The organism is Pirellula sp. SH-Sr6A (assembly GCF_001610875.1).
Classification (GTDB): Bacteria; Planctomycetota; Planctomycetia; order Pirellulales; family Pirellulaceae; genus JBKCUI01.
Genome location: NZ_CP011272.1, coordinates 1,383,264 through 1,395,767, shown reverse-complemented (window position 1 = coordinate 1,395,767; position 12,504 = coordinate 1,383,264). Strand labels below are relative to the sequence as shown.

Sequence of the window (12,504 nt, the reverse complement as noted above, 5' to 3'; positions counted from 1 at the left end):
CAACTGAAGGTGTTTAGAAATGAAAAGATGGAACTTGTGTTGTTTGTTTATTCTGCCCCTAGCGGTGACCACTCTGGTCTTCCTTAGTGGCTGTAATCCGTCGCAATCGGACGAGACCGCAGATCAGACTGCACCACGCGTTGAGGGTGAAAAGGCTGGCGTTGCAAGCGATGAGAGATCTGCAACGAACTCAATTGCCGGCGACGCTGACAGTGAACATGGTCATATCCCGGGTGCTCACGGCGGCATCATGATTTCGCTGGGGAGAGACAGTTATCACGTGGAAGCGGTCATCGATTCAGCAGGTGCTGTTCGGCTTTACACGCTTGGCAAGGATGAGAGTCGAGTTATCGACGTGGAAAGCCAGACGTTGAAAGGGTTTGTCAAAGCCGAAGGGGACGCGGATTCCAAACCAATCTCGTTTGAGGCATCTCCACAGGACGGCGACAGCCCTGGGAAGACTTCGCTTTTCATGGGGCAACTGCCACAGGAGCTGGTGGGGCGCAAGCTGGATGTAACCATTCCAAACATTCGAATCGATGGCGAGCGATTTCGTCTGGGTTTTGTCTCTGGGCAGGAGAGCCATGATGAATCGTCCGACATGCCGGCTAAGGTCGCTAACGAAGCAGAACGAGAGTTGTATTTGACACCGGGCGGTCGGTACACCGTTGCGGACATCGAAGCCAATGGCAATATGACGGCTTCGCAAAAGTTCAAAGGGATGAAGTCGGAACATGACATGAAGCCAGAAGTCGGCGACATGCTGTGTCCTATCTCGGGAACAAAAGCGAATTCCAAATTTACGTGGATTATCGATGGTAAGCCTTACGAGTTCTGCTGCCCTCCGTGCGTCGACGAATTTTTGGCTTCCGCAAAAGAGTCAACGGACCCGCTGCCTGATCCAGATAGTTTCATCAAGAAGTAGGTTATGAATCTTCCATCACAAGCTCGATTCATCGCAGTGTTAATGCTTGCCCTGGCTACGTCGGCGGCTAGCGGCCACGAGGGACATCAACCGCTTCCCACCAAGGGTGTTCAAGTTGATACACAGAATGGTCAACTGACATTGTCAGCGCAAGCGCGGAATGCCATTGGACTTCAAGCGGAAGAACTTCTGGTAGGCACCGTTGCTTCCACGTTGACGGTCTATGCGGAGGCCGTTACACCGTGGCAAGCAAAGGCGTTCGGCTCGGCGCAGATCTCTGGTCGCATCGCCAAACTACTATCGCGTCCTGGGGACTTTGTGAAAAAGGACCAGATCATTGCCGAGTTGAGTAGCCGCGAATTGGAACTGCTCAAACTGGATTATCAGCAAGCAGTTAATGACGTAAGCCTTAATCAGCGTCTGCTTGACATGACAAGACCAACTGCGTTGGCCGGCGCTGTGCCGATGCAACGATTGCTGGAAATCGAAAACGCAGTTGAGCAGAGTCAGAACCGAGTGGAAGTCGCCCGAATTCGCGCCCGTACTCTTGGCGTTTCTTCCGATGTCTTCCAAAACAGCGCATCTGGTTCGTTGAACTATCCCATTCGGTCGCCTATCGCTGGCCAGATCCTTCACTCGGACCTGGCAGAGGGCAAGTACGTGGAGGCGTTGGAACACCTATTTGAAGTTGTTAATACCGATGAAGTTTGGGTTCGGCTTCAACTCTTGGAAAAGGATATTTTCAAGGCCAAAGTAGGCAACCGAGTGAAGGTCGAGTTCCCTGCGTCGTCGATCTCGGTAGAAGGCATTATCGATCGCATGGATGCTGGTTTAGATTCCCAAACTCAAGTCAGTTCAGCGTGGATGACACTCGCAAACCAAACGATCATTCCTGGACTTGTTGGTCGGGGCACGATTTATACGTCAGAGCAAGATGAGAAACTCACCGTTCCGCAGCGGGCAGTATACAGCGACGGGCTGCAGAATTATGTATTTGTTGAAGAGGCATCGACTCGGACATCCGCAGAGTACCGGAAGAAAACCATCCAGTTAGGTAAGCGTACTCTGGAAGCGCATAAGCAAAGCGAGCCGATGGTCGAAGTGCTCCAAGGCGACATTTATCCTGGTGACCGAGTGGTAGTAAAGGGAGGTCACGAGTTGTCGAGCTTGTTCTTTCTTGGCGTCCTAAAGCTCTATAGCAGTGACCAGCAACGTTTAGGGATACGGTCCGAGCCAGCGAGTCACCGCGAAGTTGCTTCGACTACGCAGCTAACAGCGTCCGTGACGTTGCCCCCCGAGAACCGAAGCGTACTTTCCTCTCAACTAGACGGAACGGTCTATTCGCACAAACTAAATCCGGGACGATACGTCGAGGCCGGTGAAATATTATTGGAGATTGCTTCGCCTGAATTTCACAAGCTCCAGCTCGACCTGATCAGCACGTCGCTTGACGCCGATCTCTCGCTTCGTCGCGCTGATCGGCTTGACGGCGTCAAAGGCGATGCGGTTTCACTACGCATCGTATTGGAAACGCGCTCGGAAGCGGACCAGTTAAAGGCGCGGGCCGAAAGCCTAAGGCGGCAGCTTTCTACGTTGGGATTACTTGAAAGCGAAATAGAATCAATCGTTAAAGAACGGCGAATCCTCAACTATCTTCCACTTCGCTCCAACATAGCAGGGCGCATTACCTCGTCCGTAGTCACATTAGGCGAAACCGTTTCCGCGAGCCAGCCTCTTGTCGAAATTCACAATCTCGAGTCCGTATGGATTGAGGCGCATGTACGATCGCCCGAGACCCATTCTCTAAATGGAGAAGTGAATGGCATCGCCACGATACTTGCCGATCCTGACATTAGCTTTCCAGTCGTCGTTTCACGAATCAGTCCAACCGTAAACGAGTCGACCCGCACACAGAGGATATGGCTTACTCCAAAGTCTAACTCCAGTGTCCCGCAACTTCGCTCAGGCGCATTGATCACGGTCGTCTTGCCGATCGGAAGTCCGACATCGACTCTTGCGATCCCCTCATCCGCCATCCTTCGCGAGGGGATGCACTATTTCAGCTTTGTTCAAAAGGACGATGGATACGTCGATCGACGCCGACTAAAAATTGGTCGCTCTGACGGTGCGTACACGGAAATTGTTGACGGTATCGAAGCGGGTGAGTTGGTCGTAACCGTTGGTGGTCGTGAGTTACAGACGGCCTTTGCATCATTGAGGTAGCATCCTTGCTCGACAGCATCATTCGTTTCTCATTGCACAACCGGGCGATCGTTGCGATTGCCTCACTGCTCGTAATGCTAGTCGGAGCATCTTTGCTTCGGACTATGCCCGTCGATGTGTTTCCCGACCTTAATCGTCCCACGGTGACGATTATGACCGAAGCACCGGGCCTGGCTCCGGAAGAAGTCGAAGTGCTCGTGACGCGACCGATCGAATTACTCTTAAACGGAGCGACCGGCGTCAAACGCGTTCGCTCATCGTCGGCCATTGGTCTATCGATCATTTGGGTTGAGTTTGACTGGGGAACCGACATCTTCATTGATCGACAGATCGTGAATGAGAAGTTGCAGCTAGCTCAATCAAAACTACCGGCGGGTACCAACCCGACGCTCGCGCCTATTTCATCCATCATGGGTGAAATCATGTTGCTCGCGCTTCGTAGCGATATTGAACCGAGCTCGAAGTTTGAGGCGGACGCGAAAGCGATGGAGCTGCGCACGCTGGGCGAGTTCACGGTGCGCAATCGACTCCTTGCCGTTGAAGGCGTATCGCAGGTTTCCGTGATGGGCGGAATTCTTAAGCAATATCAAGTCCTCACCTCCCCTTCGAGGTTGGCGGCTCGCAATGTAACCCTTGCACAGCTAACGGACGCCACCGCAAAAGCCAATGTGCTTGCGGGTGGTGGTGTGATGGATCGCGGCGAAAAAGAATCGCTACTTCGTATCCAAGGCCAGTCGCTAACTCTCGAGGAGGTCGCCGCAACTCCTATACTTTGGCGTGAGCAAGTACCCATACGAATCGGCGATGTGGCCGATGTCAAACTGGGCGGACCGATTAAGCGCGGCGACGCTTCTGCGGTCGTGAAGATTGAGCCAGATGTAAATTTCGCCGTCGATCGAGCTGCGGAATATGCGCAGATGAACGATGGCGAGCACCAAGCAGCTAGCGATAGAGATCTCGTTGGACAACCACATGCTAGGCCGTACCGCGAGTTGAGAGGCGGTATGGCGGTAATGCTTACCGTGCAAAAGCAGCCTGACGCGGACACGATTAAGCTTGACCGAAGAATAAACGATGTGCTGGCTTCGGTTCAGCGTGAGTTGCCAGCGGACGTAAAGCTTGAATCCGAAATCTTTCGCCAGAGCCACTTCATTGAAGCGGCGGTTGACAACGTCAGTGAAGCAGTACGTGACGGCGCTATCTGGGTCATCGTGATTCTGTTTCTTTTGATGGGCAACTTTCGTACAAGCATCAGCTCATTGTCATCCATGCCGCTGTCAATATTGCTAACTGTCATCGTCTTTTACCTGTTTGGTATCTCGATAAACACGATGACACTTGGCGGGATCGCGGTTGCCATTGGTGACTTGGTCGATGATTCGATCGTTGACGTTGAAAACATTTATCGTCGACTTCGCGAAAACAAGCAGTTGCCAACTGAAGCTCAGAAGCCTGCCTTGGATGTTATCTTCTCAGCATCGAGCGAGATTCGCAACTCGATCGTCTACGCAACTCTCATCGTCGTGTTGGTTGTGTTGCCGCTGTTCATGATGTCCGGAATCGAGGGGCGGTTGTTCGCACCGCTGGGTATTGCCTACATCGTCGCCTTACTATGTTCGTTGGTGGTCGCCTTAACCTTTACACCTGTACTGGCCAGTGTATTGCTGCCTCGCGCGCCGTTCTTAGCCGACAGACGCGAACCTTTAATCATGCGATGGTTGAAGTACTGGGACGAACGATTGCTGCGATGGACGCTTAGTCGTCCAAGGACAGTCCTCGCTGGAGTAAGCGTATTAGTGCTGCTCAGTTGCATGACCCTTCCTTGGATGGGCGGTGAGTTCTTGCCGCCATTCAATGAAGGAACAGCGACAATCAATCTACGACTTGAACCAGGAACTTCCCTAGGCGAGAGCCAGAGAATTGCTGGCCGCGTTGAAGATATCCTGCTTGAAGTGCCAGAGGTTCTCTCGGTTGCCCGCCGGACCGGACGTGCCGAGTTGGATGAGCATGCAGAAGGTGTGAACAACACGGAATTCGAAGTGCGATTCGCTCAACATAAGACCGAGAAAGTGGGATGGCACAATGCTGTCCTGCGAGCGATTCCGATCGCGCATCTTTGGAGCTTTGAATACCAGGGGCGAGCGCAGGAGTCGGTGATTGCGGACCTGCGCGATCGGATTTCAAGCATTCCGGGTGCGGCCGTCAACATCGGCCAGCCGATCTCCCATCGTTTAGATCACATGATGTCCGGCATTCGCGCTCAGATCGCGGTGAAGGTATTTGGTCCTGATCTGCGTGAGCTTCGCACCGCGGCATACGATATTCAGGCTCGGATGCAAGAGATTGACGGGGTCGTCGACCTGCAGATTGAGCCACAGATTGAGATTTCGCAACTGCAGATGCGAGTCAAGCGTGACGAGGCTTCACGATACGGTCTTACACCGGGTGACGTGGCGGAAGTATTGGAGACGGCTTTCAAAGGCAGAATTGTTTCACAGGTTATCGAAGAGGATAAGTACTTCGGCTTAGTGGTCTGGTATGACGAGGAGGCGCGCAAAGATCCAAACGTCATAGAAGAAACCATTCTTGAGACGCCTTCCGGAGCTAAGGTCGCACTTTCGCAAGTAGCCGAAATCTTGGATACGACCGGCCCCAATGTACTCAATCGTGAAAACGTTCAACGCCGAGTTGCCGTTTTCTGCAATGTCCAGGGGCGCGACTTGGCAAGTGTCGTACGCGATATCAAACTAGCACTCCAGCCGGTTGAACAATCTCTTCATGAGCTGCCAGGTGAGTACTATCTCGACTACAGTGGACAATTCGAAGCACAGCAGCAGGCCACGTACAGATTATGGGGATTTGCACTGCTGAGTATCGTCGGCGTCTACCTGCTGCTGATGAAAGCACTTGGCTCGCAGCGTTCTGCACTCCAGGTGATTGTGAACGTGCCATTAGCAGCGCTAGGCGCGATTGTTGCGCTCCTGATTGTGAATAGACCTGAAGCTTCTGAGTTCGTGGGCCAAGCTTGGTATCTCTGGCCAGGTATCTGGATTCAGGCGACCCATTTATCTTTGGCGCACTGGGTTGGATTCATCACGCTCATAGGCATTGTTAGTCGCAACGGCATCATGATGATCTCGCATTATCAACACTTGATGGAAGTTGATGGAATGCCATTTGGAAAGGAAATGATCATTCGCGGCAGCCTTGAACGCCTCGCGCCCGTAATGATGACAGCCATGACCAGCTTTGTAGGACTGCTTCCTTTGTTGTTCGGGTACGGCGAACCTGGCAAGGAGATCCTTTACCCGCTTTCCATTGTGTTGTTTGGCGGCATGATTGCATCAACCGTTCTAGACCAAATCGTCACTCCTGCACTTTTTTACCTTTTTGGCTCTGGACTACCCGTGTCAGACCAAGTGAGTTCACCGAATGTTTAAGACTGCTTTGACAGCTCTTCTGATGTTGCTTCCCGCGTTCGTCTCTGGTTCCGAACCATTCACCATCATCTCGGGGAGCGGCGAGAGATCACCGAAACAACCCCAAGCGTGTGTTGACTCGAGGGGTGTCGCCCATGTCACATTCGGCGTTGGAGCTGACGTTTATTACTGCAGAACCGGAGTTGATGAAAAGCCCTCACCGCTCGTCGCCTTTCAGGTACCTAACATGTCTCTTGGAATGCGAAGAGGTCCTCGGATTGCTCATGCCGGCGACGCTATTGTCATCACTGCGATTGGAGGTCCGCAGGGCAAAGGTGCTGATGGAGACGTTTTGGCGTACCGCTCACTGGACGGCGGAAAGAGCTGGCTTGGCCCAGTGAAGGTCAACGACATTGAGGCCTCGGCGCGGGAGGGCCTGCACGCAATGACAGCCAGTGACGATGGAACATTGTGGTGCGTTTGGCTTGACCTTCGTGCGAAGCGGACTCAGCTCTTCGCATCTAAATCGATCGATCAAGGGGCCAGTTGGAGCAAGAATCAGTTGGTCTACCAATCTCCCGATGGAAGTATTTGTGAGTGCTGCCATCCATCGGTAGCGACCGAAGGCGATTCCGTGCATGTCTTGTTTCGAAACTCATTGAAGGGGAATCGTGATATGTATCTGGTTTCTTCAAACAATAAAGGCGAGACATTCGGCCTCGGAGAACGACTTGGAATCCAACATTGGAGCTTAAATGCTTGCCCAATGGACGGCGGCATGTTGGCGATCGCACCGAATGGCGAAGTTGTTACCGCTTGGCGTCGTGGCAACACTGTCTTCACGTCCATTGGAAAAGCCAAGTCGGATACCATGTTGGAAAACGGTGAACAACCTTGGATCGCAAGCAACCCGAGTGGGACTTATGTCGTTTGGCTCACCAAACGCGATGGCCAAGTTCGGCTGGCGAAGCTTGGAACTCCCAACTCGACAACTATTGCTGAAAACGCTCGAGATCCAATCGTCGCAGTTGGTGACGGCAATGAATCGCCAGTTTTCGTGTTTTGGGAGCAGCGAGCCGGCGACCGAGTATCTATCGAGTGCCAGTTAGTTCATTAGCATCGTTTCACTCGATCCATGCCAGTTGGCTCCCCGGTGACGAGAGTGTAGGAGCCGAAACATGCACGCGAATCGGGCTGCTTGCGAACGAGCTTTGCTTCCCAACTGTGGAAAGAAACGCAATGCAGTTCGTCGCATTGATCGGGTCGGCTCGTCAACGGGCTGGTGTAGACAGGCGGTGAATGATGGAATGGCGAATGGCGAACAAGCCGCTTTTTCCTATTGTTGCGAAAGTGAGTCGTCGTTATCATACCCGGAGAGGATGTTAACCCATAGTTAGAACCTCTTCGTGAAGAAACAGACCAAACGGGTCTCGAACTTCGTAAGTCCTTGCGTTGCAAGGCTTTACGAATTTCGAGCGCAGAGAGTATTGTTACGAAGAGGGTTGCGCTCGGGGAGCCTTTCAAATCCTCGGAATTTCCGAGTATGCGATTTAAGAGAGAAGCCAGGAGCTGATGGCTCCTGGCTTCTCGTGTTTTCTCTGAGGATTTTGCCCGTCCAGCGAGTGTTAGTCACCGCGAAGAGAAGTCTGCAGGCTAGCCAAAAATCGCATGGTCGAGACCGGATCGCGCAAATTCGTCTGCAACTCTCAAATTCTCTATTTTACAGAGTACTTTGGTTTAACAACCCGGACGAGTCTCTGAGAATTCTTTCCGGTAATCGCCCAAGGCCTCTGGACGATAGTGCGATCGCAAAGCATAAGGACAATGAACAACCCAAAGGATGACGTAAAATGGACCCGTCCACTGCGACCAAATTGCAGATCGAAGCCTATCAGAGAATGTCTGGAGAGGAGCGGCTTCAGATTGCACTCAATTTACATGAGCTATCGTGTGGAGTGTGTCGCGAGTCGATTCGTGCAAGCTCGGCGAACCTAACGTCCGAAGAAGTCGAAGCGCAGCTTCGCCAGCGAATACGCGTTGGCTACCAACTCCAACGTCAAACATTACCGACGGCATGACCGAACAAGAACTACTGATCGACTGTTTACGGAGGTTAAATGCGGCTCAAATTCCGTATATGATCGTCGGATCGATGGCGAGCAATTTCTGGGGAGTGCCTCGTTCTACTCACGACATCGATTTCGTCGTTGAATTTCAATTGTCAGATGTCCCGAAGTTCATGAAAGCTTTCGAAGAACAGTTCTTCATTCAAGAGCATAGCGTCAGAGCAGCTCTTCGACCTCCTTATCAATTCAACGCGCTCGATAATCGATCGGCCCTGAAGGTAGATTTTTTTTCGGTTGCTCAAGATGAGTACGATCGAATTCGGTTTGAAAGGCGGCTTTCCATTCAGTTGTTTGGCGAAAAAGCGTTTATTGCTCGCCCTGAGGATGTTATCCTCTACAAACTACGTTGGTATTGCATTTCACCGTCGGATCGCCAGCTTAGCGATTCGGCTGGTATTCTCGCAGTCTCAAAATCGACGATTGACTTTCCGTACCTCGAACAATGGGCAGAACGAATCGGTGTGGCCAGCGTTCTAGATAAATTGCTTGGCGATGCACAGGATGCGATTGCGTAGGAACTTGGGCAGCTAAAGTTTGAATTAGGTATTTGACCGGTGCACAACTACGCAGCGACTCGATAGGACTTGAGGTGACCACCCAGTTCTTCAACGCAAGTGAGTTTATTCTTTACCAAGTCTAAGGTTGCGGGGCGCCCTGTGCAAAAACTAGATTGCATCGAGCAAGGTGATTTTCCGAACGAAAAATCTGAGGGATCGAGAGTAGTTGGATTCAGATTTGAGATCGCAGGTTGAACATTTCTTGATGCAGATGGCTGCGGTGCAGATGGATGTTCGCTTTGCGCGCAGCAGTAAGCTCAAACCTGAAGTGAACGTATCAAAGAAAGTGGAAAGATGATTTGAGTTACGCTGCTTTGCGGCTGTAGCTCTTGAGCAGTCCACCGAGACGTTCTTTGCAACGAATCCCAGAAATCGGAATTGAAACGGTTTCGGATTGCTTCGTTCCGGACTTCGTTCTTTTCTTCGTTCTGGTACCGTCAATCACAAGCTCGTTCTCCAGTCCCTGATGCGGCCGTTCTGCGTGATAGTAGTCTTTGAATTCTTGGCACAGTAGGTCCATGTGTTTGTGGCCAAAAACGACGAAATGGTCGAGACATTCTTGCTTGATCGTTTGAACGAATCGTTCGGCAAAGGCGACCATGTTCGGGGATCGGATCGGAGTTCGTTGGGTTTTGATTTTTCCCCTTTCAAATGCATCCATGAACAACTTGGAGTACTTTCCGTCGTTGTCGAGCATCAGGATCTTGCATTTCGGACCTCCCGCCTTTGTCGACTCGATAAACGTTGTCGCTTGCTGAACCATCCATTGCTCATCTGGCTTGTATGTCGACGGCGAAATGTAGACGCGACGTGTTTCAACGTTGATAAAGATCAAAACAAAGATGTCTCGAAGGCCAGCTTTCGAAACGATCTTCTTCGAGAAGAAGTCGCATTGCCAAAGAGTTTTCGCATGGCGAGTGACGAACTCGTCCCAAGTGCCCGGTCCACGCTTAGGGCCTGACTCGAAGCCATTGCGTTTGAGAATGTTTTTGACCGTGTTGCGTGTTACCGTTTCGATCCCCAGTTTTTTGAGTTCACCAAGGATCCTGGTGTAGCCCCAGGAATTGTCTTTGGCCAGTTTAAGGATCAGCTTCTCGATATCCTTTGCAGTCCGGGGACGGCCGCTTTTGTCTTTTCGGCGCGTCTTGGATTTTGCTGCTGCTTCGCGAATCCAGCGACGGATGGTCCCGGGGTGAACAATCGTGGCCAACTCATTGAGTGCCGAACCAAGATTTTTGGCAAAACGAATCAGGCGGTTCTTCTCGCGTTCAGTTAGACTAATTCGATCGGGAAGCCGACTGCGGAGGATTTGGTTCTCCGCCTTGAGGTAGTTGACCTGGCGGGCGAGTTCCCTGTCCGTTGACCCGGCAATGACGAGCAAGAGGGATGTGTAAACGTTGCGAAAGCTTACCATGATGAAAAGCCGTGAATTCCCCAGAAGTACATAGGCGGAGCGCACTTTTTGCACCCCGGATGTGGGCATAGGATAGTTCGACGGCTGCATGTAACAACTGCTTCATGGCGGTGCAGCCGGTTGAGTACTGCGAACGCCGGATCGCAGTGATTGTTAAGTGGTATGTCGCATGCGATCGAGACCGATGCGGGGCATCGTTGCAACCCAAAAGCCGTTAACGGCAGTTTTTGTAAGCACTTAAGTGCAAGTCGCGGAAAGTTGAAATGACAAAAAACGCGCGCAGCGAAAGTCCTGACTGTTAAGCAGATTTTCCGTAACGCGGCACACCTTTTACGACCGAGCGATCCGGTCTCGAACTCAAAAAGCTCTTTGTTTTGCCGCATTTTCCAAATCGACTTCTCCGAGAAGGTTCCTTATCAGGGTCGGTCCGGGGAGCGAACAACCTCGGTTCACTCGCCGTGGCCGGCGTCTTCGACATTGCCAAAGACCCTGATGAGGTGATCAGCGTAGGGACCAAGGTCTACTGGAAGTCCGACGATCAGATCATCGTGACGCTGGCAACGGGAAACAAGCTGGTCGGAAAGACCATCGCGGCAGCCCCAGAAGGTGCTACGACCGCACGCGCGCGTGCAAACTTTCCTTTGTCATTCGACCACAAATCGAAGTAGGAATGCTTCTCGCCTTTGCTGTTCCAAACCGGAACCCGAACAACTTCCCGATTACCTCGCTTTGCAAGGGTCGGTTCAAATTGCTTGAACGCATCAACCGGCATTCGCTTCTCGATGCAAACCGCTTCGATTAAATCGCGTTTAGGTGCATTGTCGCGATCGACACTAACGCCAAGCTCGCTTGCTAGCTGCTTAATTGCTTCCTTGTTCTCGATGCCGTTGAACCATGCGAACGTTGATATTCCGTCGCCTGATCCTTTCGATAGACAACCCCGGCAATAAACCTTGCCGTTATCGTCGAACTCGCGATCGGTATGAAATCGATCCTCACCGCCGCATTTAGGACAAGGCTGTCCGCCCGCGTCGTCGCGTGTTAACGGCAACGCAAGAATCGAACGCCATCGACCATGCGCGGCTTGCTTGATTGCATCAACAATCATTCGCCAACCCTCACTTCCATATTTGGGTTAACGTCTGTCAACTCTGGCGAAATCCCCTGTCCTTTCAGGATGTCGGCTAAAGCCCATCGCAAGCAAATCGCATCCAAAACGAAGTTTTGGTTCAGCTCGATTTCTTCTGCTTGAAGATCGATTAACGCATCAATCAACGGCGTTAACGGGGACTCTTCCCGTTCCGAGAAAACCAAATCAACCAGCTTTGCCTTACGGCATCTGTTTGTCATAATGAGAGTACCAATCTGTGAGAGTTTGGATTTCAAAGAGACCCTCAGCGCTAATAACGCTGGGGGTTCTTTGTTAGAAGTAGTTCTTCACGCTTGCCGTTTTGCGTGATCGCTTTGGCGTCGCCGGCTGAAGTGGTGCCGGTCGGGTGCTAAGCAGAAACTTCCCGAGGTCGCTTGCAAGAATGCGCCAACGTGGGCGCTGCGATCCCTTCCCGATATTGCTGGCGGGTACAACCTGCCGCTTGATTAAATCCAGTACGGCAATTTCCGTTGTATTCAGGAACTCCGCCGCCTGTGCGACCGTTAACGCTCGGTCGAATGTCGTATCCAAATTCATCGTCTTTCCCCCGTCTCCGTGAAGCGAAATGATGGTTAAAGACTATGGAAAACAAATGTTTGCTCAACGCGTACGCAGCTATACGCAACGGCTGCGTATAGTTTGCGTACCCCCACAAAACCAATAAAAAACGCAGCGAAAAATTTTGGGAAA

General features: G+C 51.8%; 10 protein-coding genes and 1 pseudogene. 7 read left to right on the top strand and 4 right to left on the bottom strand.

Annotated features, from left to right (window positions below):
* Positions 1-19 precede the first annotated feature (19 nt).
* From VN12_RS05370 to VN12_RS05345, 6 genes are all read left to right on the top strand, one after another.
* Positions 20-925: a hypothetical protein gene (locus tag VN12_RS05370; protein WP_146675859.1), complete on the top strand. Its 906-nt coding sequence runs from the start codon at positions 20-22 to the stop codon at positions 923-925.
* A 3-nt stretch (positions 926-928) separates the two neighbouring features.
* Entirely contained in the window at positions 929-3,148 is a 2,220-nt protein-coding gene (locus VN12_RS05365; RefSeq protein ID WP_146675858.1) for an efflux RND transporter periplasmic adaptor subunit, read from the top strand.
* A gap of 5 nt (positions 3,149-3,153) precedes the next feature.
* Positions 3,154-6,588, top strand: coding sequence for an efflux RND transporter permease subunit (locus VN12_RS05360; protein WP_146675857.1), 3,435 nt, complete (start codon positions 3,154-3,156; stop codon positions 6,586-6,588).
* A complete protein-coding gene (locus VN12_RS05355) occupies positions 6,581-7,684 on the top strand; it encodes a sialidase family protein (protein WP_146675856.1) in 1,104 nt (367 codons plus the stop codon). Before VN12_RS05360 ends, VN12_RS05355 begins: the two co-directional genes overlap by 8 nt.
* Positions 7,685-8,417: 733 nt before the next feature.
* Positions 8,418-8,645: a hypothetical protein gene (locus tag VN12_RS05350; protein WP_146675855.1), complete on the top strand. Its 228-nt coding sequence runs from the start codon at positions 8,418-8,420 to the stop codon at positions 8,643-8,645.
* Positions 8,642-9,208, top strand: coding sequence for a nucleotidyltransferase family protein (locus tag VN12_RS05345; protein WP_146675854.1), 567 nt, complete (start codon positions 8,642-8,644; stop codon positions 9,206-9,208). The genes VN12_RS05350 and VN12_RS05345 overlap by 4 nt, the downstream gene beginning before the upstream one ends.
* Before the next feature lie 346 nt (positions 9,209-9,554).
* On the opposite strand, the gene VN12_RS05340 is transcribed toward VN12_RS05345, so the two are convergent.
* Positions 9,555-10,664 carry an integrase core domain-containing protein gene (locus tag VN12_RS05340; protein ID WP_168164233.1) on the bottom strand — a complete coding sequence of 370 codons (1,110 nt, stop codon included), beginning with the start codon at positions 10,662-10,664 and terminating at the stop codon, positions 9,555-9,557.
* 458 nt (positions 10,665-11,122) lie between these two features.
* On the opposite strand from VN12_RS05340, the pseudogene VN12_RS26770 reads away from it, so the two are divergent.
* Positions 11,123-11,233, top strand: a pseudogene (locus tag VN12_RS26770) (DUF2190 family protein); the annotation flags it as partial.
* Here VN12_RS26770 and VN12_RS05330 read toward each other — a convergent pair.
* Genes VN12_RS05330 through VN12_RS05320 form a run of 3 tightly spaced genes read right to left on the bottom strand, consistent with a single transcriptional unit; the run spans position 11,203 to position 12,351 of the window.
* Entirely contained in the window at positions 11,203-11,772 is a 570-nt protein-coding gene (locus VN12_RS05330) for a primase-helicase zinc-binding domain-containing protein (protein WP_146675851.1), read from the bottom strand. The pseudogene VN12_RS26770 and the gene VN12_RS05330 overlap by 31 nt on opposite strands.
* The gene (locus VN12_RS05325) at positions 11,769-12,050 is read right to left on the bottom strand and encodes a hypothetical protein (protein WP_146675850.1); all 282 of its coding nucleotides are present in this window, start codon (positions 12,048-12,050) and stop codon (positions 11,769-11,771) included. Before VN12_RS05325 ends, VN12_RS05330 begins: the two co-directional genes overlap by 4 nt.
* A gap of 37 nt (positions 12,051-12,087) precedes the next feature.
* Positions 12,088-12,351, bottom strand: a complete 264-nt coding sequence (locus tag VN12_RS05320; protein WP_146675849.1) for a helix-turn-helix domain-containing protein — start codon at positions 12,349-12,351, stop codon at positions 12,088-12,090.
* Positions 12,352-12,504 lie beyond the last annotated feature (153 nt).